This is a genomic window from Burkholderia sp. IT-111MI5 (assembly GCF_949752865.1).
In the GTDB taxonomy this organism is placed as follows: Bacteria; Pseudomonadota; Gammaproteobacteria; order Burkholderiales; family Burkholderiaceae; genus Burkholderia; species Burkholderia pyrrocinia_C.
The window spans coordinates 13549-38683 of the sequence record NZ_CATKIF010000019.1; the positions used below are offsets into that span (position 1 = coordinate 13549).

Sequence of the window (25135 nt, forward strand, 5' to 3'; positions counted from 1 at the left end):
TCAGTTACCCTCCAGCGCTGCTGTCAACGCGGCTTCGGGCGCGGCTGCGAGCGAATCGCGCGCCGCGGTGGTGTCGTCGCCCGACACGCCGATGCGGGCCGGGCCGGTGGCCTGTTCGGCCGCGATCATGTCGAGCAGTTCGAGCACGCAGCGCTCGGCGTCGCGCGTCTGCCGCGACGCGATGCCCGGACGCGGCAGCGCATGCGTGTAGAAGTGCGCGCCTTCGATGGGAAAGCCGATGGCCCAGAGGCGCGACTGCGCTTCGCCGTCGCGGCCGAGCGGATGCATACCCGTATCGACGTCGAGTCCGCCCGGGTGGTAGTCGCCGTTCCGGTACGGGCGGACGATGCCGCGGCCGAGCAGTGCGGTCGAGAGCGGCGAACCGTCGGTGGCCGGCGAATACGGATCGAGCCGTGCGACGACGAGCACGTCCGCGTAGCGGCGCTCCACCCGCTCGCCGTATTGCGCCTCGATGCGGAAATGCGCGCACGTCTCGTCGGCGACAAGCCGCGCGCCGGGGCCGCCGGCGATGTCGAGCAAGCCGGCGCGATGCAGCGCGAGGTGCTCGCGATTGCGCCGCAGCGGCGGGCCGAACGACACGCGGTTGGTGATGGCGTTGAATTCGTCGACGAAGTAGCGATGCGAATCGGGCGTCAGCCCGCCATATTCGACGGCCGCGCGCAACGCTTCGCGCGTATCGCGCAGCACATCGGTCGCCGCCTTGACCGGGCTCGTCAGGTTGCCGAGCAGCGCGTGATGCAGGTCGTCGCGCATGAGCGCGAAAAAGAACGTGCGGAACGCGTCGAAGGATTCGAACGTCCTGCCCTCGAGCGGCCACAGAATCTGGCCGATCGCGTGCAGCTCATCCGGGCGCGGCTCGAACCCGTCGGCATCGACGTTGCCGCCTTGCAGCGCGAGCCGGTACGCGTAAGCCATTTCCTTGATAATCAGCGGCAGCACGTCAACGCGGAAATCGATCCGGCTGTTGCCCGTCGTGTCCAGCGCGGCCGCACGCAATGCCGCCACCGCGTCCGGCGTGAAAAAGCGCGGGCGATGGCGCCCCGTCAGCCCCTTCTGGTTGATCCCGCGCGCGGCGAACGGCAGGCAGTTGCGGGAGAACAGCAGGATCTGCGGTTCGAGCCCGGACTTCTGGTATTCGAGTTCGCCGTCGCGTTCGACGTAGCGTCCGCCACGGCCGATCGTCAGCGCGGACACGACATCGTGTGCGGTCAGGCCGAACCCCTGTATGGCGACGGTCGCGGTGGGGGCGATATCGTTCAGCGTCTCGATCGGGTATGGCGACGGCACGTATGCGAGCTGCGCGTTGTTGGCCTGATGCCGCTCCGCGAACTGCGCGAGGCGCTGGTCGCTCTCGGTGGGCCGGCGCGTGCCGTGGCCCGTCGTCAGGAACACATAGTGCGCAAAGGCCGGCGCACTGTCGTCGACATGCAGTTCGTAGCCGCGCTTGGCCGGCACGAGATCGACCACGCGGGCGCGGCGATGCGTCACCGCGACGCTGCGCGGCAGCGCGGCGACGATCCGTGCATAAACCCAGGACAGGTATTCGCCGAGCAGGCTGCGCGGCAGATGGTCGGCATCGTCGAGTGGGCGGCCCGCATCGACCGACGTCTTCCGGAACGCGCCGTCGACGTAGCGATATCCGCTGTCGTGCGCCCATTCGACGAGCGACGGCGCGCCGTGCCGGCCCAGCTCGCTCGACGGCGCGAACATCGTCACTTGCGACGCGACGGTGTTGATCATCAAGTGATCCGGCTGGCGCGACGGATGAGCGCCCTGCCCGCATTCGCCGGTGTCGAACACCGTGATGTCCAGCGCGACGCCGGCCGGAATATTGCGCGCGTGCTCGACGAGGCGCTCAAGCACGGTGACGCCGCGCGGCCCCAAGCCAATGATCGCAATCGAGATCGTGTTCGTCATTGCGTTTCTCCCGTTTCGAGTTGAACGTCGGCCGATGCTGTCGCCGGGTTCGATGCCGCCGCGCGCGACGCACCGGCGGCGAGGTGCGCGTCGCTCAAGGGCGGCGCGTGCAGCGCCACGATGTCCGGATGCCCGTTCCAGCGCGGGAAGCGCTGGCGCACCGCCGGATCGTGGCCGGGAATGATGTGGTCGGGGCCGTCCGCCAGCGCTTCGATCACCGCATGCCCGTCGAGCATGCGCGCGACGTTGAAGACGATCGGGAACGGGCGCTTCGAGCGGATGTGGTCCCAGTAGTGCGCGGCGTCGCTGGCCAGCACGACATGGCCTCGCGCCGTGCGCACCCGCACCACCTGCAGGCCGGCCGTGTGGCCGCCGATCAGGTGCGTGTGGATGCCGGCTGCCACCTCGTGATCGCCGTCGGCGAATCGCACGCGGCCCGCGTGCAGCCGTTCGATCGCCGCGCACACGTCATGCGCCTCGAACGGCTTGCGAATCGCTTCGTGACACATGCAGCGCCCGGTGCAGTACGCCATCTCCGCATCCTGGATATGCAGCGTCGCCCCGGGAAACGCGCGGATGTTCCCCGCGTGGTCGTAGTGCATGTGCGTGATGATCACGTCGTCCACGTCTGCCGCGTCGATGCCGAGCTCGCCCAGCAGCGCCACCGGCGAATGCAGATAGCGGCGCTTGCGCCGGGCGGCCGTCGGCGCGTCGAACCCTGTGTCGACCAGCACCGTGCGGCCCATGCCGCGAATCACCCACACATAGAAGTCGAGCGGCATGGAGATGTCGTCGTGCGGATCGTCGCCGAGATAGTTCTCGCCGCTGCGCCGATCGTCGTGCGTCGCGTAACGCAGCGCAAAGACTTCGTACTCCGCGCTTTCCTGATCGAGAAGGCCGCTCATTCCACTGCCTCCAGCAAATCGGGGCGCACGGCGTCGCGATGGGCCACGGCGATGGTCCGGCCCGATCCGCCGGCGCCATGCTCCATCGCTGCCAGTTCGTCCTGGAAGAAGAAGGTTTTTTCGCCGAATGCGGGGACGAGCTCGTCGAACCAGGTCGCTTTCGGATCGAACTTCGCATAGAACGGCCGGCGCACCCATTCGGGGTTGCGGGCCTGCAGCAGTTGCAGCGCGAACACCTTCTCGCCGGCCAGCTCGACGATGCCGTCCACCATCACCTTGCCCGGGAACGCGCTCATCGATGGGCCGCGCACGGTGCGGGCGAGGCCCGATATCGAGCGGTAGGCGGCCTGGAAAATCTCGTATGCGCGCGCGAGCGGCAGCTTGAAATAGTCGCTCGGCCCGGTGTCGCGTTCGACGAACATGTAGTACGGGATCGCTCCGAGCCGCACGCCCGTCGTCCACAGCTCGGCCCAGGCGGCCGGGTCCTCGTTGATGTGCCGGATCAGCGGCGCCTGGATGCGTACGCTCGCGCCGGTGCCGATGATGCGCCGCATGGCCCGCTGCGCGATCGGATGCTGCAGTTCGCGCGGATGGTTGTAATGGCCCATGATCGCGAGATTGCGCCCGGACGCCACCACCCTTTCGAACACGCGCAGCAGGTCGTCCGAGTCCTTGTCGCTCACGAAGCGCTGCGGCCAATAGGCGACCGACTTCGTGCCGATCCGGATGTTCTGCAGATGGTCGAACTCCGGTGCGAGCAGCGGCTCGAGGTATTCGCCGAGCGCGCGGGCGCTCATCACGAGCGGATCGCCGCCCGTCACGAGAATGTCGGTAACTTCCGGATGACGCCGCAGATAGGCGGTGAGCTCCTGCGACGAACGAGCGTCGAACTTGAGCTCGTCCATGCCGACGAACTGCGGCCAACGGAAGCAGAACGTGCAATACGCATGGCAGGATTGCCCCGCACTCGGAAAGAACAGCACCGTCTCGCGATACTTGTGCTGCAGGCCGCTTAGCGGCACGCCGTCGAGATAGGGCACGTTGTGGGTCAGCTGCCCGGCGGGGTGCGGGTTCATCCGCAGGCGGATCCGGCGAACGACGGCTTCGATGCGCGCTTCGTCGGCACCTTCGTGGATGAGATCGCGGATCGCCACATACTCGTCGTCCTTCAGCATGTCGCGATGCGGGAACGTGAGCCGGTAGATCGGGTCGTCGGGAACCTTGTCCCAGTCGATCAGCTCGTTCAGCACATAGGGATTGACTCTAAACGGCAACACGCGCGAAACGACGTCGACGGCTTCCTGAAGCTCGCCCGGCAACAGCTGCCATTGCGGTGATTGGGAAACGGTATGCCTCGTATACGGCTTGAACTTCCACAGCTGATCCTGACTCATGACGGCCCTCTCCAGCAGATTAGATTTATGAATGTGACGACATCTGAATCAACTTCCTGGTGATAAAGGTGATGCATTAAGTACAGCAAAACAACTAAAGCAAATCGAAATCGATGGAACGGCGTGTTGCATTGCCGTTCGCCGCCGGCGCTCAGGACACGGCGCTTACATCGAGCGGCGCGCTGGTCTTCGCCTTGATCTCGCCGACGCTCACACCGTCGGCGAGCTCGACGACCCTGAGGCCGGCCGGCGTCACTTCGATCACACCGAGATCGGTGATGATCAGGTCGACCACGCCGACACCGGTCAGCGGCAGGTTGCACTCGTCGAGAATCTTGTGCTGATCGCCCTTCGCGACGTGCTCCATCAGCACGACGACGCGTTTCACGCCCGCGACGAGGTCCATCGCGCCGCCCATCCCCTTGATCATCTTGCCCGGGATCATCCAGTTCGCGAGGTCGCCCTGCTTGCTGACCTGCATCGCACCGAGGATCGCGAGGTTGATGTGGCCGCCGCGGATCATCGCGAACGCGTCGGCCGACGAGAAGATCGACGAACCCGGCAGCGTCGTGACGGTCTGCTTGCCGGCATTGATGAGATCGGCATCGACTTCATCTTCGGTCGGCGACGGGCCGATGCCGAGCAGCCCGTTCTCCGACTGCAGCCACACCTCGACGCCTTCCGGCACGTGGTTCGCGACGAGCGTCGGCAGGCCGATGCCGAGGTTCACGTAGAAGCCGTCCTGCAGTTCCTGCGCCGCGCGCGCGGCCATCTGGTCACGATTCCAGGCCATGTCAGTCTCCTTTCGCGCGTACGACGCGTTGTTCGATGCGTTTTTCCGGCGTCGCGTTCAGCACGATGCGCTGCACGAAAATCCCAGGCGTATGAACCTGGTCCGGATCGAGTGTGCCGTTCTCGACGATCTCCTCGACCTCCACCACGGTGATCTTGCCGGCCATCGCGCACATCGGGTTGAAGTTGCGTGCAGTGCGGCGATAGATCAGGTTGCCGGACTTGTCGGCCTTCCACGCCTTCACGAGCGCGACGTCGGCCGTCAGCGACGGCTCGAGCACATAGTGACGATCGCCGAACTGGCGCGTTTCCTTGCCTTCCGCGATCACGGTGCCGTAGCCGGTATTCGTGAAGAACGCGGGGATGCCCGCGCCGCCCGCGCGCAGCTTTTCGGCGAGCGTGCCCTGCGGCGTGAATTCGAGCTCGAGTTCGCCGGCCAGGTACTGGCGCTCGAACTCCTTGTTCTCGCCGACGTACGACGAGATCATCTTCTTGATCTGGCGCGTTTCCAGCAGCAGGCCGAGACCGAAACCGTCGACGCCCGCGTTGTTGCTGATGCAGGTGATGCCCTTGACGCCTGAATCGCGCAATGCGCCGATCAGCGCCTCGGGAATGCCGCACAGGCCGAAGCCGCCGATCGCGAAGGTCTGGCCGTCGCGCACGATGTCCCGGAGCGCTGAAGCAGCGCTCGAATGAAGTTTACTCATACGTAATCCTTATTGAGATTCGCGCCCGTCGGACGCGAATCGCCGGTGTAGGAAACCGATTCAGCGGGAGGATGTCGCGGGGTCAGACTTCGGCCACACTTTCTGGAATGGAATGATCTTCAGTTACGCTGTCGAACAGGAATCCTTCGTAATCGCGTTCGATGATGCCTTCGCATACGGCGATGTAGGAATCGAATCCCTCGAGATCGAGCAGGACGGCACGCGGCTTGCCGGGCACGTTTGAGCCGACGTACCAGGAGTTGCTCTGATGGATCAGCGTCTTCTCCGCGATTGCCTGGATGCGTGCCGTCCACGCTTCCTGCGCCGCGCGAGTCGGCTCGACGGTAGCCGCATCGTGGTGCGCGGCGCGCTCGATCAGCTTCATCACGAGTTCGACCTGGTGCTCGTCGCACGGCACCGCGCTGCTCAGCGAGGCAGTGCTGCCGGGACCCGCGATGTTGAAGAGGTTGGGGAACGCCGCGCTCATGAGCCCCAGATACGTCTGCGGGCCGTTCTTCCACGCGGTGCGCAGCGATTCGCCGTCACGCCCGCGAATGTCCACGTTCAGCAGCGCGCCCGTCACCGCATCGAAGCCGGTTGCGAATACGATCATGTCGAGTTCGATCTCGCGGCCGGCTGCGACGATGCCGTTGCGGGTGATCGACTCGATCGGCGTTTCCTTCAGGTCGATCAGCGACACGTTGTCGCGATTGAAGGTTTCGAAATAGCCGCTGTCGGCGCACAGGCGCTTCGTCAGGATCGGATGGCCGCTCGGCGTGAGCTTGTCGGCCAGCACGGGATCGTCGATCTTCTCCCGGATCTTCGCGCGGACGAACGCCGTCAGCGTGTCGTTCGCGTCCTTGTTCGTCAGCAGATCGTTGTACGACGTGTAGAAGCACAGCCCGCCCGCGGCCCAGCGCGCTTCGTATTCGCGCAGGCGTTCTTCCGGCGTGACGGACAACGCCGAAATCCGCAGCGGTTGACGCGGTTCGCCGCCGACACAGACGAAGCCGCCGGGCGATTGCCATTCCATGCGGCGCAGTTCCGCGTAGTTCGCCTTCATTTGCTGCTCGTATTCCGCATCCATTGGACGGTTGCGCAGCGGGATGCTGTAGTTCGGCGTGCGCTGGAACACGGTGACGTGCGCCGCCGATTGCGCGGCGACCGGGATGAACTGAATCGCCGACGAGCCGGTGCCGATCACGCCGATGCGCTTGCCGGCAAGGTCGACCGTGCCGGTCGGCCAGCGCGACGTGAAGTAGGTTTCGCCGGCGAAGCTGCCGTATCCGGGGACGTCCGGCACCTTCGGCGCGGACAGGCAGCCGGTCGCCATCACGCAGTAGCGGGCATGCAGGCGTTCGCCGGCTTGAGTGACGAGCGTCCAGCGGGCGCGCGATTCGTCGAACGTTACGGCATCGATCCGCGTGCCGAGTCGGATGTGTTCATAGAGCCCGAAGCGGTGCGCGACGTGATCGAAATAGCGCAGGAGTTCGGGTTGCGATGCATAGCGTTCCGTCCAGCGCCATTCCTGTTCGAGTTCGCGCGAGAACGAGTACGAATACTCGAAGCTCTCGATGTCGACGCGTGCGCCGGGATAGCGATTCCAGAACCAGGTACCGCCGATGCCGTCCGCCGCGTCGACGAGCCGTACGGACAGGCCGGCTTCCTTGGCCCGATGCAGCATGTACAGGCCGGCTACGCCGGCGCCGACGATGACCATATCGAATGCGGCGTCCTCGTCTCTTGATGCGATATTCACCATGTCAGTCCTTCAATATGAACGTGTTGCTGGATTGATCGGGTACTTCCGTTTCGATACAGGGAGAGCATGCGCCGGCCTGGAATCCGGCTGGCGCCCGGGCGGCATCGCGGCAGCGATGCGCGCGCCGGGAGAAGACACATCAGTCGTAGGCGCGAGAACCGACGGACACGGTCGGCGCGGACCACTTTCGGCCATACGCCAGCATCATCACGAAGCTGAGGACGAAGCTCAGGCCGCCGACCATCAGCAGGCCGAGCTCGCCGAGCACGGGCAACAGGTTGGTGAGGAAGCCCGTCACGACCCAGGCGATCGCCATCACGGAGCCGGCGACGCCGAGCGCCCAGCCCTGACGGTCCTCGGCCACCGCGTCCGAATACGCGGTGTACATGGTGGTGTATGCAACCATGTCGAAGCAGCCGACCACCATGCCGAGCACCCAGAGCGTGTTTTCGTGCGGAAACAGCGCCGACAGCACTTGCCCGATGCCCGCGATCAGCAGGCCCGTCTTCGCGATGTCGACCACGCTCCAGATTTTCAGCATCAGCCGCACGATCACCATCAGCCCGAACACGAAGGACAGGCCGATCAGGCCGCTGAACAGGCCGAGCTGCGAGCTCGTGTACTGGAATTTCGTCTGCAGCACCAGCATGATCGTCTGCAGATACAGCCCGTAGCCGACCTGCATCAGGAAGAACACGATCGACAGGAACGCGATGCGGCGGTGCGTGCCGGCCTGGTAGATGATCCGCAGCGGCATCAGCAGGTCCACACGCGTGTTGCCGGTCGGCGCGACCGCGTTGCGATATGACCAGAACGTCCAGAGCCCGCAGACGACCGACAGCGCGGCGACCAGCAGGAACGGCGTGCCGTAGTTGAAGAACGGTGCGATCGTGCGGTCCGACGTGACGCCGCCGAGCACGGGGCCGACGATGACGCCCGCGCTGAACGCGATCGACATGATGCTCATGTTGTACGCCTTGGTTTCCGGCGTGCTCATGTCCGTGATCGCGGCCTGCGCGATCCCTTGGCAACCGGCCATCAGGCCGCTCAGGCCGCGTCCGACCAGCAACAGCGCGATACTCGGCAGCAGCGCGCCGAGCGCCATCAGGAAGTAGCTGAGAGCCAGGCCGAACACGCACAGCAGCATGATCTTCCGCCGGCCGTAGCCATCGGACAGCTCACCCATCAGCGAGGAGCCGAAGAACATGCAGAACGGATAGACACCGTACCCGAGCCCCAGGTAGAAATTGCGGAGTTGCGGACTCGTATCGGCCCCGATGATGCCGGATTGGGGATCCGAGAAGATCGCCGCCATGATCGGGTACACGAGCCCGAACCCCATCGCGTCGATCGCAATGGCGAGCAGGCATGGACCCAGTAGTTTGATATTGAGTTTGGACATGTATGGCCTCGGTAGTAACGTGACAGCTACAGTAGTCGAAGGCCGGATTTGCGAGTAGAGACGTATCTGCAATAGAAATTATCGTAGTTACTGATAACCGACGACTTCCTTTCGGAAATGTAAGGAATGGCTGGTAGAGGCGGGTTTGCGGCCCGGCCGGGCGTTGGTGCACGGACGGGAATTCAATAGGACGACGTAATAGATGGACAGATCGACGAAGACTTTCCGGGACTCTGTCGCAATAGGGACGGCCGGCGATGCGGGGTGTCGGGAAGCTTATTGACGACTACGCGACGGTGCCTGCCGCCCTGAAGCCGTTCGAATCCGCGTCTTACCCCCGCAGCCGCCGGTGCCATTACACCGCCCCATCCCCGGCTCCTTTACGCCGCCCATCGACACGCCGAGCTGGCAACGCGGCGAGCCCGCGCACCGCCGCCGCGCTCTCGGCGCCATCCTCGCTGCGGCCGGTGATCTCGTCCAGCGCCCGGTTGTTGGTGTACGGCCCGAACACCCCTATCGACACCATCACGATCAGCATGCTGCCGCCGATCAGCACGAACACTGCGGACACCCCGGCGCGCTCGAGCAGCAGCGCGACGATGAAACTGCTCGCGATTCCCGTCAGGCGGCCGATCGAATGCACGAAGCCGAGCGCACGCCCGCGGATCTCGGTCGGAAACACTTCCGACTGATACGCGGTGCCGTTGCTCGCGAGCACCGTGTTGGACAGCGTGACGAGCAGGCCGAACGCAATCACGAACGGCGCCTGCGCCGACATCGCGAACGCGGTGCCGAACAGCCCGACGCCGAACGCCGACGCGACGATCAGCCACTTGCGCTCGATCCGGTCGGCGAGCAGGCCGGCGACGAACGGCGACACCGGATACGCGAACGCGATCACGAACGCATACCAGAGGCTCTTCGTGACGGTCGCGCCCTGCGCGGCGAGCAGCGTCGGCAGCCACTGGCTGAAACCGAAGAAGCCGATGCTCAGGAATGCATTGAACACGATCAGCATCGCCGTGCGGCCGCGATGCTGCGCATCCCACATCGACGGCGCGCGCCGCGCGGCCGGCGTTGCGACGGCCGGCATCCGGACCGCGGGCAGCGGCCGGCCGGATTCCCGCTCGACCGCCTGCTCGAGCCGCTGCAGCACGGCTTCGGCCTCGGCCTCGCGGCCGGTGCGGGCGAGCCAGCGCGGCGACTCCGGCAGCCGCGACTGCAGCCACCAGACGACGACCGCGCCGCTGCCGCCGAGCAGCACGACCCAGCGCCACCCGGACATGCCCAGCGGATCGTGAGGCACCCACAGCCACGACACCAGCGCGAGCACGGGCATCGCGAGATAGCCGACCGCGAAGCACAGCGCGAACGCACGGCCGCGCACGGCCTTCGGCACCAGCTCGGTCAGGAACGCGCCGATCGTGATCAGCTCCGCGCCGATGCCGCAGCCCGCGATGAAGCGGCACACGAGAATGCCGAGCGCATGGGTCTGCACGCACATCGCAAGGCCCGCCGCCGTGTAGAGCAGCAGCGCGCCGGTGAACAGCGCGCGCCGCCCGAAGCGGTCCGCGAGGCGCGACACGAACATCTCGCCGACGAACAATCCGGCGAACGTCGCCGCACCGAGCGCGCCCTGGTCCGACATGCCGAGCACGCCGTGCGAGCCCGCGTGAAAGATGCCGTCGCGAATCAGCCCCGGCGGCAAGTAGGTCATCTGGAACAGGTCGTAGACCTCGAAAAACCCGCCGACGCTCAGGAACAGCACGAGCATCCAGATGCTGGCCGTTGCGGGCAGGCGGTCGATGCGCGCGGCAATCGACGCCGCATGGGAATGGGACATGGCGACTCCTCGATGATCCGCCCGCGCAGCGTGCGCGAAGCGGCGGACAAGACGCCGGCGCGGCGTGCGCGCGGCGCCGGCGTTCAGACGGTGGCGACCGGATTGACCGGCGACCCGACGAGCCCGCGCAGGTGCAGCGGCGGCGCGGTCAGCAGAAAGCGGTTGCGCCGGTGCGCGCGCAACCAGTCGGCGAGCGGCGTCAGGTGCCACAGCTCGCCGAGATGAATGCCGAGCTTGAACAGGCACAGCTCGTGCAGCGGCATCAGCGCGCCGGGCCGCTCGCGCGCCGACGGATGGCGCGGGCGCTCCTCCACCGCGTGGTTGTCCGCCGCGAGCGCGGCGAGCCCCGATGCGTCGATCCATTCGAGCAGGCGCGGATCGTTGCCGTCCAGCACGCAGCACACGTCCGGCGCACCGGGCTCGCCGCGCGCGTCGGCGTCGAGCAGGCGATCGGCGAAGCCCGTATGCACGCACACGATGTCGCCGCGCTCGACGACCACGTCGTCCTCGCGCAGCACCGCCATCCATTCCGCGTAGCCGATCTTGCGCCGCTCGTCGCCGAAGTGGCGGCGCAGGTCGACCAGCACGCCGCGCCCCTGCACGCCGCTTTGCGCCATCACCTCGATGCCGAGCGCGCGCGCACCGCCGCGCGGCGCGCCCGCTTCGGGCACCTGGATGTGCTCGTCCATCCGGTAGCCGTTGTAGAACACGCGGGATCGCTCGCCGTCGCCCGCCGGATCGAACAGCGAGCCGACGTGCGACAGCGCATCCCATTGCGTCGAGAACTGCGAGTGCATGCAGAACGAATCGTCGCAGACCACGTCGGTTGCGTTGGCAACCTGTTCGTCCGCTCGATAGCCGAAGTACGGCTTGCCGCCGAGCAGCGCCGGCATGATCGCCGGCGGCCGGCGCCGCGCGTTCAGCCCACCGCCGCGCGGTACGTCGAGCGGCAGGCTCAGCGAAAACACTCGGCCTTCGCGCACCTCCGCGACGCCGCGCAGCACCGCGTCGGCCGTCAGCCAGTTCAAGCGCCCTTTCTGATCGTCCGGGCCGAAATCCCCCCAGTTCGAACCGGGCGGCCGATGGGTCCAGCGTGGCTTCATGGTGTCTCCTCCATGCAATGTCCAGGGTGCGGCGGCCGTCCTTCGCGGCCGCGTCGCACGTCGCGCCTAGCGCGTGCGGATCACGCCCAGCCCGGCGAGCCGCTCGTATTCGCGTTCGCCGAGCAGCGGCAGCAGAATCTCGCGATTGTTCTCGCCGAGCGCGGGCGCCGGCCGGCGGAACGTGCCGGGCGTGGCCGACAGGCGCGGCGTGATGTTGTGCATCGGCAGGCTGCCGACGTCGTCGTCCGGCAGCTCGACGAGCGCCTCGCGCTCGATCACATAGTGATCCTGAACGATCTGCGCGATGTCCTGGATCGGCCCGACCGTTACGCCGGCTTCCTCGAAGAACGCGAGATTGGCGTCGAGATCGCGCGCGGCGATGAATTCGCCGACGATCGTATCGAGCGCGTCCGCGTGCTGCACGCGCTGCACGTTGGTCGCATAGCGCGGATCGTCAATCAGGTCCGCGCGGCCGATCGCGCGGAACAGCCGCTCGGCCATCGCCTGCGTCGAACTCGACAGGCACAGCCACTTGCCGTCGCGGGTCCGATACGCATTGCGCGGCGCGGTGTTCGACGAGCGGCTGCCGGTGCGCGCCTTGATCTCGCCGGTCATCACGTAGTTCGCGGCGGCCGGCCCTAGGATCGACAGCAGCGGCTCGAACAGCGACACGTCGATCACCTGCCCCGCCGCGCCGCGCGCATCGCGCGCATGCAGCGCGACCAGCACGGCAATCGCGCCGGACAGCCCGGCCGTCATGTCGCCGAGGAACATCGGCGGCAGCACCGGCTCGCGGTCGGCGAAGCCGTTGATCGCCGCGAACCCCGCGTACCCTTCCGCGAGCGTGCCGAAGCCCGGCTTGTGGCGGTACGGCCCCGTCTGCCCCCAGCCGGAGATCCGCGCGATCACCAGTTCCGGCCGGATCGCGAGCAGGTCGTCCGGGCCGAGCCCCATCTTCTCGGCGACACCGGGCTTGAAGCTCTCGACGAGCACGTCCGCGTCGCGCACCAGCCGGCGGACGATGTCGATCCCCTCGGGCGCGCGCAGGTCGACGCACACGCTGCGCTTGTTGCGCCCGTACACCTTCCAGTTCGTGCTGATCCCGCCCGCGCCGACCGCGCGCAGCGTATCGCCGCGCTCGCTCTCTACCTTCACGACGTCCGCGCCGAAATCGGCGAGCTGCACGCTCAGCATGTTGCCCGCCATCAGGCGCGACAGGTCGACGACGCGCACGCCCGCGAGCGGCCCCTGCGCGCCGGCGTCGAACGGTTTCGGATGGATCGGGCCGGTGGACGCGCGACGGCGCGCGCCGGCCGCGTGAGCGGCCTGCGGGTCGGGAACGAACATGCTTGTCTCCTGGTTGGTGTGTGTGTCGTTCGATGCGGAATGCCGGTCAGGCGCGCGCTCGGCCGCGCACCGCGTTACTCGAGCAGCACGCCGAGCTGGTCGGCCGCGCGGAACGCCGCGCCCGCGGCGGGCAGATCGCCGCCCAGCGCATGCGTCAGCTCGGCTGCGGCTGCCTGCACGCGCGGCAGGTAGTCGGCCAGCACCTTCTTGTTGAAGCGATAGCGCGGCACGCCGAGCGAGATCGCGCCGCTCAGCACGCGGCCGACGCCGAACGCCGGGCATGCGATCGCCGCGCTTTCAGGGTCGCGCTCTGCGATCGACACCGCGTAGCCCTGCTCGGCCGTCTTCTCGTAGTCGCCGCCGCGCGTGCCGCTGAACGCGAGCAGCACGCGCCCGGCCGCGCCGACGTCGAGCGGGAAGCGGTCGCCCTCGCGCAGGTGCGTGCGCACCGAGCGCTGCGCCTGGATGCGGAACAGACACACGCGCTGGTCGCCTTCGCGCACGTAGAACGCGGCCGTCTCGCCGGTTTCCGCCGACAGCTTCGACAGGATCGGCATCACGTACTCGCGCAGCTGGAACGACTCGCGATACATCATCCCGAGCTGGAACACGGCCGGCCCCAGCACGTAGCGCCCGTCCGGCAGGCGCTTGATGAAGCGGAACTGCTCGAGCGACTCGAACATCCGCAACAGCGTGCTCATGTTGAGCCCCGTCTCCTCGCTGACCTGCGCGAGCATCAGCCCGCCGGGCGCGTTGCCGAACGCCAGCAGCGCGGTCAGCGCGCGGTTGACCGCGGCCACGCCGCCCTCTGCGGGATTGCTTGTCTCCACCTTGTTCATGTCCACCTCGTGCGAGGCCGGCAGAGTCGTGCCGCGTCGCGGCTGCCGGCATCAAAAAATGAAAGTCACTTTCATTATACGCAGATCATCGATGACATCAACATGAATCCGCGCAGCTTCGGTCGCTCATCTTCTTGCAACATCCTTTGAAACTAGGCGTTAACGATAATCTTGACGAATGTCCTCATCCATCACAAAAATGAAAGTGACTTTCATTTTTAGAGATCAACGATGAATTCGTCGCCTCAACCCGTCTGGCGCTCGCTGCTGTACGTCCCCGCCCACGTCCCCCGTTTCGTCGCATCGGCCGTCGCGAGCGACGCCGACGCGCTGATCCTCGATCTCGAGGACAGCGTCCCGCCCGCGTGCAAGGAGGCCGCCCGCGACGGGCTGGCCGACGCCGTGCCGGCGCTGCGCGCGCCGGGCCGCGACGTGCTGGTGCGTGCCAACGGCCCGCTCGACCTGCTGGTGCCCGACCTGCGCGCGGCCGTCCGGGCCGGCGTGGACGGCGTCGTGCTGCCGAAGGTGCGCGGCGGCTCGCACGTCGAGGCGATCGACGAGCTGCTGGCTGCGCTCGAGGAGGAAACCGGCGCGCCGCCCGGCGGCACGCGGATCGTCGCGATCGTCGAGACGCCGCGCGCGTTCCAGGCGATGGACCGGATCGCGCGGGCGTCGCCGCGCGTCGTCGCGATGATACTGGGCGGCGGCGATTTCGCGCTGAACTGCGAAAGCGGCGCAAGCGCCGACGTGCTGCGCGTGCCGAAGCAGCTGCTGATCATCGCCGCGCGCGCCGCCGGCATCCTGCCGCTCGGCCTCATCGGCGGCCTCGACGAGCTGCGCGATCTCGACGCGTTCGAGCGCCTCGCGCGCGCGTCCGCGGAGCTCGGCTATGCAGGCGCAACCTGCATCCATCCACGGCAGATCGGCGCGCTCAACCGCGCGTTCCGGCCCGACGACGACGCGGTGCGCGGCGCGAACGCGGTGCTGGCCGCCTACGACGACGCGCGCGCGAACGGGCGCGGCGCACTGCGCGTCGACGGCAGGATGGTCGACGCGCCCGGCGTCGCCCGCGCGAAGCGTGTGCTCGCACGTCACGCGGCCGTGCAGGCGCGTGCCGACGGCGTGCCCCGGTGATGCGCGCGCCGCCCTTCATCGCCGTGCGTCATCCCTGCGCACGCACGCGTCGCGCGGTGCACGCGTGCGTTCCACCGCGCCGCTGCCCGTTCGCCGCCCGGCCCGGATAGCGTCGCCCCGCAGCACCGCCGCGCCGCTCGACCGGCTCGGCGCCGCATTCAAATAAATAACAAACCCTGGAAGGAGACAAGCCATGGGCAAGCGGATGTCCGCACTGTGCGGACTGGGCCTCGTATCGGCTGGCGCCTGCGCGCAGAACACGATCACGCTGTACGGCGTGGCCGACATCTATACGGAATTCCTCACCCACCAGGCCGCGCCCGGAGACAAGTCGTCGGCATCGCTCGTGCGGATGGCGTCGGGCGGCAAGAGCGGCTCGCGCTGGGGCCTGAAGGGCGTCGAGGAGCTCGGCGGCGGCTGGCAGGCCGCGTTCCGGCTTGAAAGCGGCATCAACCTGAACAACGGTACCGGCACCGGCGCGGGCGGCTTCGACCGCTCCGCGTGGGTCGGGCTGCAGCACGAGCGCTGGGGCGCGCTGCGGCTCGGCCACCAGTACTCGACGCTGTTCGACGTGATGGAGCGCTATTCGCCGACGGGCGCGTACTCGACGCTGTACGAGCCGGCCGGCGCGATCGTCGGCGTCAACTTCCGCGAGAACAACGTCGCCAAGTACCTGGCGAAGATCGGCTCGCTGACGCTCGAAACGCACTATTCGTTCGGCGGCACGCCCGGCGCGTTCCAGTCGAACGCCGCCTACGGCGCCGGCTTCGACTATGCCGGCGGCGCCTTCTCGTTCGCCGCCGCGTTCGACAACGTCAACACGCCGCAGCCGGGCGGCTTCGCGCATTTCCGCCGCTACGCCGCCGCCGCGATCGTGTCCGTCGACCGCGCGCAGCTGCTGGCCGGCGTCACGCACGGCCAGAGCGGCGTCGCCGCGCCGTCGGTCGTGACGAACTACACGTTCTGGTGGGCCGGTGTGCGCTACATGATCACCCCTTATCTGCAGGCGATCGGCGCGTTCTATTACGAGGACATCCGCGCGCAGAATCCGCCGAACGCGCAGACGCCCGCGCCGCACCCGGCCAACCCGCAGCAGGTCACGCTGCAGTTGAACTACTTGCTGTCGAAAGCCGTCACGCTGTACCTGGCGGCCGGCTACGCGCGCCGCGCCGCGCTCGATTTCGACAATTACAACTACAACTTCCTCCACTACTCGCTGGCCGCCGACCGCGCCGGCAGCGCGGGCGCAGCACTCGGCCTGCGCAAGCTGTTCTGAACTCGCCTCTCCCCCAGTATCAGGAACCTTCGGAGTCCTCTCACCATGAACCGCCGCCACTTCCTTTCCACGCTGACCGGCGCGGCACTCTCGCTGCCGCTCGCCCACGCCCGCGCCGGCACGCTACCGGCCGCCGGCGCAACCGCCGACCGCCCGGATCTCGCACAACAGCTCGCCGACTACGCGGCCGGGCTGCAGTATCGCGACCTCGACGCAGCGACGATCGACACGATCAAGGCGCACCTGATCGATGCGCTCGGCTGCGCGATCGCCGCGCACGACGAACGCCCGGTGCGGATCGCGCGCGACGCGGCGCTCGCGTCGCCGGGCGGCGTGTCGACGATCGTCGGCACGAACCGGCGCACGAGCCCCGATCTCGCCGCGTTCGCGACCGGCACCGCGCTGCGCTACTACGATTTCAACGACGCGTACGCCGGCAAGGAGACCGGCCATCCGAGCGACAACATGTCCGCGTGCCTCGCCGTCGCCGAAGCGCAGCAAGCGAACGGCCGCGACCTGATCCTGTCGATCGCGATCGCGTACGAGGTCGCGTGCCGGCTGATGGACGCCGCCGCGATCAGCCCGCGCGGCTGGGACCACACGTGCTACAGCCTGCCCGCGGTCGCGCTCGCTGCGGGCAAGCTGATGCGCATGCCCGCGCCGCAGCTGGTGCAGGCGGTGAACCTGTCGATCAACAGCCATCTCGCGCTGAACCAGACGCGCGTCCAGCAGCTGTCGAACTGGAAGGCGCTCGCCGATGCGGACGCGGCGCGCAACGCGGTGTTCTCGACGCAGCTCGCGCGCGCCGGGCTGACCGGCCCGTCACCGATCTTCGAAGGCATGGCGGGGTTCTTTCCGCAGGTGTCCGGGCCGTTCGCCGTCGACACGCGCGAATTCGGCGGGCGCGGCGGCGCGTTCCGGATCGGCAAGTGCTTCGTGAAGTTCTATCCCGCGCAAGGGCTCACGCAAACCGCGATTCCGGCCGCGCTCGACGTCGCCGCGCAGGTCGGCGACCTGCGCCGCATCCGGCGCATCGAGATCCATACGACCGAAGTGGGCTACGTGACAGCCGGCCGCGACCGCGAGAAATGGGCGCCGTCGACCCACGAGACCGCCGACCACAGCCTGCCGTACATCGTGGCGCGCGCAATGCTCGACGGCGACATCACGACCGAGAGCTACCGGCACGACGCGCTGCGCGATCCGGCGCTGCGCGCGCTGATCGAGCGGATCACGGTGCACGAGGACCCGGCGCTGACCGCCCGCTATCCGGCGCAGGCGCCGAACCGGGTGACGGCCGTGTGCGAAGACGGCACGACCTGCGCGAAACAGGTGGACGACCTGCCCGGCTCGCCGACGCGGCCGATGCGGCGCGACGACTACGACGCGAAGTTCGCGAAGAACTGCCGGCGGCACTGGAGCCCGACGCAGATCCGCGCGGCGCTCGATTATCTGTGGCGGCTCGACGAGCAGCCCGACGTCGCCGCGCTACCGCCGCTGCTCGTCGTCGGCCGACCCGCATGAACGGCCGTGGGGCGGCTCACGCTAAGCCTCCGCCGCGACGCCGTGCCGCTCGAGCGCTTCCGCGACCTCGACGATGCGGCCGCGCAGCCACGCGTGCGCGTTGCTGCCGTCGTAGCGGCGGTGCCAGTACAGCGACCACGCGACGGGCTCCATCGCGAGCGGCAGTTCGCGGATCACGAGCCGCGCATCGTCGAGGCTGACCGCATGCCGCTCCGACATGATCACCGCGTACGGCAGCGCATCCAGCATGTTCGGCACGACGAGCCAGTGCGGCACGTTGAGCGCGATGCGCCGCGTACAGTTCATGTTCGCGAGCAGGTTGTCGACCAGGCTGTGGTCGACCGGGTTGATCGTCACGTTGAGGAAGTCGAGCGCGAGAAACCGTTCGAGCGTCAGCGGCCTGCCCGCGTCCGGATGACTGCGGCTCATCACGCAGACCATCCGGTCATGAAACACGGTTTGCGACGACAGCGTGCCCGAATGTTCGAGGCCCGCGCTGACCGCCAGGTCGAGCAGCCCCGATTCGAGCGCGTCGGCGGTCTTGGCGGCGCTCATGTGCACGACGTCCATGCCGATATTCGGGCTGGTCAGGCGCATGCAGCGCAGCAGGGCCGGCAGCAAAAGCAATTCGGTGAGATCCGACATGCGCACCGTAAAATGGCGCTCGGACGTAATAGGATTGAATTGATAATCCGATTCAAATAATTCCTCGATTTGTTGCATGATCTGTCGAATCGGCATGGCCAGCGCCTGCGCACGCGGCGTCAATTCCATGCCGACCGCGGTGCGCGCCAGGATCTCGTCCTTGAACACGAACCGCAGCCGCGCCAGCGCGTTGCTGACGGCCGGCTGCGTGAGGCCGACCTTCTGGCCGGCCCGCGTGACCTGTTTCTCCGTCAGCAGCGCATCGAGTATGACCAGCAGATTCAAATCGATCGAACGTAGATTCATGTTTGCGACCATCCACTAAACAGGTTAATCACCGCCTCCGATCGCGATTGCGAAATTCCGCAATCGGAGCAATCCCCTGATATTTAGTGCAATGCACAAGAATAGTCCAATCTTGACTTGTCGATATTTTTTAGATAACGGACGATATTATTTATGGTTTTAAATTAAATTGCCCGTTTCGCGTCGATTCTTCTGAATACCTTGTCAATCGGCAATTGAATTCGCACTTTGCGCAAGCCGGTCGCGCTGCAAAAAAAGTGCGGGCGGCCGCCGCCACGGCCGCCCGCACGCTCAAACGGTCGCGACGGGATTCACCGGCGCGCCGACCAGGCCGCGGATATGCAGTGGCGGCGCGGTCAGCAGAAACCGGTTCCGACGGTGCGCATGCAGCCAGTTCGCGAGCGGCGTCAGGTGCCACAGCTCGCCGAGGTGAATGCCGAGCTTGAACAGGCACAGCTCGTGCAGCGGCATCAGTGCGCCCGGTTGTGCGAGCGGCTGCGCATGCTGCGGACGTTCCTCGATCGCATGGTTGTCGGCCACGAGCGCGGCCAGCCCCGATTCGTCGATCCATTGCAGCAGCCGCGCATCGCTGCTGTCCAGCACGCACGCGCTTGCAACCGTCGCCGGCGATCCGCCGTCGTCGTTCAGCAGCAGATCAGCGAAGCCGGTGTGAAGGCAGACGATGTCGCCGCGCTCGACCTGCACGCGGTCCGCGTCCATCACCTGCATCAGCTGCGCGAAGCCAACCTTCGTGCGCGCGTCGCCGAAATGACGCCGCAGGTCGATCAGCACGCCGCGCCCCTGCACGCCCGTCTGCGCCATCACCTCGATGCCGAGCGCGCGCGCGCCGCCCGTCGCGTCGCCTTCCTGCGGCACCCGCAGATGCTCGCCCATCCGGAAACCGTTGTAGAACACGATTTCAGGCACGCCGTCGTCGTCCGCGTCGAACAGGCCGCCCACGTGCGACAGGCCGTCCCACTGCGTCGAGAACTGCGAGTGCATGCAGAACGAATCGTCGCAGACCACATCGGTTGCGTTCGCAACCTGTTCGTCCGCGCGATAGCCGAAGTACGGCTTGTCGCCGAGCAGCGCCGGCATGATCGCCGGCGGCCGGCGCCGCGCGTTCAGCCCGCCGCCGCGCGGCACGTCGAGCGGCAGGCTCAGCGAGAACGACAGCCCTTCCCGGACCTCGGCTGCGCCCTGCCGCACCTTGTCCGGCGTCAGCCAGTTCAGCCGCCCCTTCTGATCGTCGGGACCGAAATCGCCCCAGTTCGAGCCGGGCGGCCGCTTTTTCCAGCGCGGTGCATTCAAGATCGGTGCCCTCCTTCAGTGTCTGACGTCAGCGCCGCGAGCGCGTCGAGCGGCGCATCGTCGGCGAGCGCCTGCACCGCGTCGCGCAGCGCGAGCGCGCGCGTCATGCCGAGCGCCGAACTCGCCGCCAGCACGAATTTCGCGGTGAGCTCCTGTTCGGTCAGCGGCCGCGAATTCGTGCCCTTGCTCGACTCGATCCGCGCCTCGCGCACCTGCCCGTCGCGCAACTCGACGCGCAGCACGGCCGGCAGGAAAGTCGGGAAGCGCGCGTCGCACCACGGATCGGCCACGCAGCGCACCTTCGCGGCCAGCGCGCGCCGGGCGGGGTCCTGCGCAAGCGCGTCGCCGAAATCGTCGAACCAGACGCCGAGCCCGCCGCCGCCGAGCAGCGCCGCCGCGACCGTGTATGGCCCCGAGAACGCCGCCGCATAACCGTTCGGCGGATTCGCCTTCAACTCCACCGGCTCGCCGATCGTGCGCAGCGTCGACGTCGCGACCCGCAGCTCGGCCGCCACCACGTCGTCCGCCGTCACGCCTTGCGCCTTCAGTTGCAGCGCCGCGTCGATGCCCGGATGCGTGAAGTGGTTGCACGGATACGGCTTGAAGATGATCCGGCTCGTCTCCCATTCGTCGCCCAGGTCGCGCAGCACCGCGTCGACGTCGGCGAGGTCGCCGCACCACGCGTGGAAGAAGCCGAAGCGGCCTTCGAGCGCGGTCGGCGGCGCGGTCACGCCCGCGCCTGCCAGTTCCGCCGCGCTCACGCCCGCGTGCGCCGCCCAGCCGCAGTGGATCCGCTTCACCGAGCCGCCGGTGCGGTTCGCTTCGAGCAGGCCCGCGCCCATGCTCGCGGCAATGCCGAGCGCCGCCGCGATCTGCGCGGCGTCGAGCCCGAACAGCATCGCCGCGGCCGCCGCCGCGCCGACCGTGCCGCAAATCGACGTCGCGTGCTGGCCGCGCTCGAAGAACACCGAATTGCCTAGCCGCTCGTTGTACGCGGCGACGCCGAGCCGGATGCACACCTCGGTGCCGACCGTGATCGCATCGAGCAGCGCCGCGCCCGACGCGCCGCTCGCCTGCGCGGCGGCGAGCGCGGCCGGAATCACGGACGCGCTCGGATGCAGTACCGACCGCATGTGCGAATCGTCGAAGTCCATCGCATGCGCGAGCGTGCCGTTGACCAGCGCGGCGCTCGCGGCCGGCAACCGGTCGGGCGCGCCGATCACGCTCGCCGGGCCGGTGCCGGCCCAGCGCCGCGCGACCTGCAGCACCGACTGCGCGACCGGTTCGTCGTGCGCGATCAGGCTGTTGCCGACCACGTCGAGCACGCGCGCGGCGGCCTCGACGCGCAGCCTGCGATCCAGCCCTTCGGCGCGCACCTCCGCCGCGAAGCGGCCGAGCGCGCCGACGATGCCGTCGGGCGGCGCGGGCCGGTTCGGTGCGGCCGGATCAGCGGCCACCGCCGGAGCGGAAAGCGTGTCGGGTGTGCTCATGCCAGTGCTCCACTGAGTCGAAGATTGTTCGCGAGCGCGAGCGTCGCGCGCGCGTTGGCGATCAGCGGCGGCGCGACCACGCGGCCGTCCGGCAGCACGAACACCGACGACGCCGAGGCCTTGCCCGCCGCCGCATCGACCGCCTCGAGCACACGCTCGGCCGCGCGGATCTCGTCGTCCGACGGCGTGAACACCTCGTTGATCACCGAAAGCTGCGACGGATGGATCGCGAAACGGCCGAGGAACCCCATCGATTTCGCGCGCAGCGTCGACTCCTTCAGCCCTTCGAGATCGGGCAGCGTGTGATAGACGGTCTGGATCGGCCCGTTCAGCCCCGCCGCGCGCGACGCGACCACGCAGCGCGCCCGGCACACCTCGAGCGTGAAGTTGTCGACGCCGATCTGCAGATCCGCGCGCAGGTCGCTCTCGCCGAGCCCGATCCGTTCGAGCCGCGGCGACGCGGTCGCGAGCTGGTAAGCCGTCTCGACGCCGTACGCCGACTCGATCAGGATCTGGATGCCCGCATCGCAGCCGAGCGCGTCGAGCCAGCCCGCGACTTCCTGGATCTGCTGCGGCAGGTCGCATTTCGGCAGGCGCAGCGCCTGCAGCGCGGGCTGCGCGATCGCTTCGACGTCGTCGCGGCACCACGGGCTGCCGATCGGGTTGATCCGCACGTACGTCGGCTTCGGCGGACCTTCCGCGAGAATCGCGGCGGCCGCCTCGCGTGCGTCGGCCTTGTGGCTGGCCGGCACGGCATCCTCGAGGTCGAGCACGACGGCATCGGCTTCGCTTGCATACGCCTTTTCCACCACCTGCGCCTTGTGCGCGGGCACGTAAAGGTAACTGCGGTAAGTTGCGCTGGTTTTCATATGATTCCCCGCTCGGTCAAATCGGCAATCTCGCGCCGCTCCAGTCCCAATGCGCCGAATACTTCGTCGTTGTGCGTGCCGCGCGCAGGCCCGCCCCAACGGATCGCGCCGGGCGTGTCGGACAGCCGGAACGGCACGTTGTGCGTGCGGAACGCGCCGAGCTCCGCGTCGGGCACCGACACGATCGAGCCGAGCGCCGCGTACTGCGGATCGCGCAGCACGTCGGCGACGTCGTAGATCGGCGCGACCGCCGCCTGCGCGCGCTCGAATTCGGCGATCACGTCGTCGCGCGTGCGCTGCCCGATCCAGCCGCCGACCGCCGCATCCAGCTCGTCCGCATGCTTCGCGCGCTCGGCGCCGTTCGCGAACCAGGGTTCGTCGATCAGGTCCGCGCGGCCGACGAGGCGCATCACGCGCTCGGCGATGCTGTGCGCCGACGTCGACAGCGCGACCCATTTACCGTCCGACGTGCGGTAGACGCCGCGCGGCGAATTGTTCGGCGAGCGATTGCCGGTGCGCTCGGGCACCCGGCCCGTCTGGTCGTAGCTTGCGACCTGCGCGCCCATCGCCGCGAGCATCGTCTCGATGATCGCGAGATCGACGACCTGGCCGCGCCCGGTGCGCTCGCGCGCCTTCAGCGCGGTCATGATCGCAAACGCGGCGGTCAGCCCCGCGACCGTGTCGGCGAGCGGGAACGACGGCAGCAGCGGCGGCCCGTCCGCGTCGCCGGTGATCGACGCGAGCCCGCTCATCGCCTCGGCCAGCGTGCCGAAGCCCGGACGGCTCGCATACGGGCCGAACTGGCCGAAGCCCGTCACCCGCACGAGCACGAGCCGCGGGTTGAGCGCGGACAGCACGTCGTAGCCGAGCCCCCAGCGTTCGAGCGTGCCGGGCCGGAAATTCTCGACGACCACGTCCGCCTGCGCCGCCAGCTCGCGGAAGATCCGCTGGCCGTCGGCCGTGCCGAGATTCAGCGTGACCGCCCGCTTGTTGCGCGCGAGCACCTTCCACCACAACGGCACGTCGTCGCGGCGCGCGCCGTACTTGCGCGCCGGATCGCCGTCCGGATGCTCGACCTTGATCACGTCGGCGCCGTAGTCCGCGAGCATCGTCGCCGCGAGCGGGCCCGCGAACAGCGTCGCGGCGTCGATCACGCGAATGCCGTCGAGCGGCGCCGGTTTGGACGCGTCCGGCGCCGCGCCGGCGTCGACGTCCCCGATTTCCACAGTGGCCATGCCGTTCTCCAGTCAGATGGATTGCACGGCGCGCCGCGCGCCGACATCGTCTGCATGACTAATCGTCGTGCAGCGATGCGGGCGCGGCGCGCAACCTGCCGCTCAGAGGGCGTTGATCCGGTAGATCGGGAAATACGTCTGGATCTTCCCGTTCAGGTAGTCGGACGCGAGCTTCGGCACCTCGTCGAAATCGAAGATCTCGGTCGGCTCCTGGCCGATCCAGCCGCTCGTTTCCTGGAAGTCGCGGATCGTGATGCTGTCGTCATAGCGCCACGCATGCGTGTGGATGTGCAGGCGGCGGTTGATGCATTCCGTCGCGCGCAGGTTCCACAGGCGCATCCCGGTCTTCCAGCCGACCGTCGTGACGATGCCGGTGCGGCCGACCACGCGCATCGTCGCGCGATACAGTGCGCCGCCGAGGTTGTCGAGGAAGATCGCGACGCCGCGGCCGCCGCTCAGTTCCGCGATCGTCTCCGCGAACACGCGCTCAGACTCGCGATAGCTCGCCTGGTACTCGGGATCGGTCTTGTAGCGCTCGTCGTCATACGCGAGATTCGGGAACTTGCGGCGATCGACCGGCGTGATGCCGAGCTTCGCGAGTTCCTCGAGGCGCCGGTCGTTGCTCGCCGTCATCGCGACGCGAAAACCCTCGCGCTTCGCGAGCTGCAGTTCGGCGAGCGTCGTGCCGCCGCCCCAGCCGAACACCAGGTAGTCGGCCGGATCGACGTCCGGCAGCTGCGAGCGCCAGCACGCCGACGCCACCTTCCAGTTGTCCCACGCGGTGAAATAGCGGCCGTACGTCGCCCATTGCAGCAGCGAATGCCGGCTGTCCGTCGGCACCGCCACGAGGTTGTCGGCGCGCATCTTGGTCCGCTGCGCCATCACGCCGATCGTGCCCGGCGCGTCGTACGCATAGACGAGCTCGGCGAATCCATATTCGTCGCGCTTGCCGAACGGCATCACCATGCAGATCTCGCCTTCCTTCAGCGTCTTCACGCCGCTGCCGCGCTCGACGATGCGCACCAGCGCACCGTTGCCGAGCACGATCTTGTCCTCGCGGCGCTGCCGGCAGATGTCGACCGGATTGCGCGACAGCGCGTGGTCGAGGTTCGCTTCCCACGATCCGTACAGCGGCTCGACCAGCACCTCGTCGGCTTCCAGATCGGAGAATTCGAAGGTTTCGCGACGCAGCTCGCCCGCCACGGGCGCCTGCTTCCTGCTCGGTTCCGGTCCTGCGTAGAGAACCCATGCATCGGTCTTGATCATCGTCATGCCTCGTTAAATGACTCTGTATGAATGTGCACGCCGAACCC

At 67.7% G+C, this 25135-nt stretch carries 20 protein-coding genes; 3 read left to right on the top strand and 17 right to left on the bottom strand.

Features of this window, described 5'->3' with window-relative positions; translation table 11 throughout:
* The 11 genes from ACM6JT_RS17725 to ACM6JT_RS17775 all read right to left on the bottom strand — a co-directional run bounded on the left by ACM6JT_RS17725 (window position 1) and on the right by ACM6JT_RS17775 (window position 14032).
* Window positions 1-1938 (bottom strand): FAD/NAD(P)-binding protein, encoded by a 1938-nt coding sequence (locus ACM6JT_RS17725; protein WP_414856939.1) that lies wholly within the window; start codon window positions 1936-1938, stop codon window positions 1-3.
* A complete protein-coding gene (locus tag ACM6JT_RS17730) occupies window positions 1935-2843 on the bottom strand; it encodes an N-acyl homoserine lactonase family protein (RefSeq protein ID WP_414856940.1) in 909 nt (302 codons plus the stop codon). The genes ACM6JT_RS17725 and ACM6JT_RS17730 overlap by 4 nt, the downstream gene beginning before the upstream one ends.
* Window positions 2840-4237 carry a KamA family radical SAM protein gene (locus tag ACM6JT_RS17735; protein ID WP_243566905.1) on the bottom strand — a complete coding sequence of 466 codons (1398 nt, stop codon included), beginning with the start codon at window positions 4235-4237 and terminating at the stop codon, window positions 2840-2842. The genes ACM6JT_RS17730 and ACM6JT_RS17735 overlap by 4 nt, the downstream gene beginning before the upstream one ends.
* A gap of 151 nt (window positions 4238-4388) precedes the next feature.
* Window positions 4389-5030: a CoA transferase subunit B gene (locus tag ACM6JT_RS17740; RefSeq protein ID WP_034184335.1), complete on the bottom strand. Its 642-nt coding sequence runs from the start codon at window positions 5028-5030 to the stop codon at window positions 4389-4391.
* A 1-nt stretch (window position 5031) separates the two neighbouring features.
* Window positions 5032-5736: a CoA transferase subunit A gene (locus ACM6JT_RS17745; RefSeq protein WP_034184336.1), complete on the bottom strand. Its 705-nt coding sequence runs from the start codon at window positions 5734-5736 to the stop codon at window positions 5032-5034.
* A gap of 82 nt (window positions 5737-5818) precedes the next feature.
* Window positions 5819-7498 carry a flavin-containing monooxygenase gene (locus ACM6JT_RS17750; RefSeq protein WP_243566906.1) on the bottom strand — a complete coding sequence of 560 codons (1680 nt, stop codon included), beginning with the start codon at window positions 7496-7498 and terminating at the stop codon, window positions 5819-5821.
* 139 nt (window positions 7499-7637) lie between these two features.
* Window positions 7638-8900, bottom strand: coding sequence for an MFS transporter (locus ACM6JT_RS17755; protein WP_034184338.1), 1263 nt, complete (start codon window positions 8898-8900; stop codon window positions 7638-7640).
* Window positions 8901-9255: 355 nt separating this feature from the next.
* Window positions 9256-10743: an MFS transporter gene (locus ACM6JT_RS17760; RefSeq protein WP_414856941.1), complete on the bottom strand. Its 1488-nt coding sequence runs from the start codon at window positions 10741-10743 to the stop codon at window positions 9256-9258.
* An 83-nt stretch (window positions 10744-10826) separates the two neighbouring features.
* Window positions 10827-11846 (bottom strand): cyclase family protein, encoded by a 1020-nt coding sequence (locus ACM6JT_RS17765; RefSeq protein WP_414856942.1) that lies wholly within the window; start codon window positions 11844-11846, stop codon window positions 10827-10829.
* A gap of 66 nt (window positions 11847-11912) precedes the next feature.
* Window positions 11913-13193 carry a CaiB/BaiF CoA transferase family protein gene (locus ACM6JT_RS17770; protein WP_414856943.1) on the bottom strand — a complete coding sequence of 427 codons (1281 nt, stop codon included), beginning with the start codon at window positions 13191-13193 and terminating at the stop codon, window positions 11913-11915.
* A 74-nt stretch (window positions 13194-13267) separates the two neighbouring features.
* On the bottom strand, window positions 13268-14032 hold the full coding sequence (locus ACM6JT_RS17775; RefSeq protein ID WP_034184341.1) for an IclR family transcriptional regulator: 765 nt from the start codon (window positions 14030-14032) through the stop codon (window positions 13268-13270).
* 231 nt (window positions 14033-14263) lie between these two features.
* Here ACM6JT_RS17775 and ACM6JT_RS17780 point away from each other — a divergent pair, with 231 nt between their 5' ends.
* The 3 genes from ACM6JT_RS17780 to ACM6JT_RS17790 all read left to right on the top strand — a co-directional run bounded on the left by ACM6JT_RS17780 (window position 14264) and on the right by ACM6JT_RS17790 (window position 17966).
* The gene (locus ACM6JT_RS17780) at window positions 14264-15166 is read left to right on the top strand and encodes an HpcH/HpaI aldolase/citrate lyase family protein (protein WP_414856944.1); all 903 of its coding nucleotides are present in this window, start codon (window positions 14264-14266) and stop codon (window positions 15164-15166) included.
* Between the two features lie 193 nt (window positions 15167-15359).
* Complete coding sequence (locus tag ACM6JT_RS17785) at window positions 15360-16442, top strand: porin (RefSeq protein WP_414856945.1); 1083 nt, start codon at window positions 15360-15362, stop codon at window positions 16440-16442.
* 45 nt (window positions 16443-16487) lie between these two features.
* Window positions 16488-17966 (top strand): MmgE/PrpD family protein, encoded by a 1479-nt coding sequence (locus tag ACM6JT_RS17790; RefSeq protein WP_414856946.1) that lies wholly within the window; start codon window positions 16488-16490, stop codon window positions 17964-17966.
* A gap of 21 nt (window positions 17967-17987) precedes the next feature.
* On the opposite strand, the gene ACM6JT_RS17795 is transcribed toward ACM6JT_RS17790, so the two are convergent.
* The 6 genes from ACM6JT_RS17795 to ACM6JT_RS17820 all read right to left on the bottom strand — a co-directional run bounded on the left by ACM6JT_RS17795 (window position 17988) and on the right by ACM6JT_RS17820 (window position 25088).
* Window positions 17988-18917 (bottom strand): LysR family transcriptional regulator, encoded by a 930-nt coding sequence (locus tag ACM6JT_RS17795; RefSeq protein ID WP_034184648.1) that lies wholly within the window; start codon window positions 18915-18917, stop codon window positions 17988-17990.
* A gap of 291 nt (window positions 18918-19208) precedes the next feature.
* The gene (locus ACM6JT_RS17800; protein WP_414856947.1) at window positions 19209-20228 is read right to left on the bottom strand and encodes a cyclase family protein; all 1020 of its coding nucleotides are present in this window, start codon (window positions 20226-20228) and stop codon (window positions 19209-19211) included.
* Window positions 20225-21718: an MmgE/PrpD family protein gene (locus ACM6JT_RS17805; RefSeq protein WP_414856948.1), complete on the bottom strand. Its 1494-nt coding sequence runs from the start codon at window positions 21716-21718 to the stop codon at window positions 20225-20227. Before ACM6JT_RS17805 ends, ACM6JT_RS17800 begins: the two co-directional genes overlap by 4 nt.
* Window positions 21715-22587, bottom strand: a complete 873-nt coding sequence (locus tag ACM6JT_RS17810; protein WP_414856949.1) for an HpcH/HpaI aldolase/citrate lyase family protein — start codon at window positions 22585-22587, stop codon at window positions 21715-21717. The genes ACM6JT_RS17805 and ACM6JT_RS17810 overlap by 4 nt, the downstream gene beginning before the upstream one ends.
* The gene (locus ACM6JT_RS17815; RefSeq protein WP_347814855.1) at window positions 22584-23822 is read right to left on the bottom strand and encodes a CaiB/BaiF CoA transferase family protein; all 1239 of its coding nucleotides are present in this window, start codon (window positions 23820-23822) and stop codon (window positions 22584-22586) included. Before ACM6JT_RS17815 ends, ACM6JT_RS17810 begins: the two co-directional genes overlap by 4 nt.
* Before the next feature lie 102 nt (window positions 23823-23924).
* The gene (locus ACM6JT_RS17820; RefSeq protein WP_414856950.1) at window positions 23925-25088 is read right to left on the bottom strand and encodes a zinc-binding dehydrogenase; all 1164 of its coding nucleotides are present in this window, start codon (window positions 25086-25088) and stop codon (window positions 23925-23927) included.
* Window positions 25089-25135: the final 47 nt, after the last annotated feature.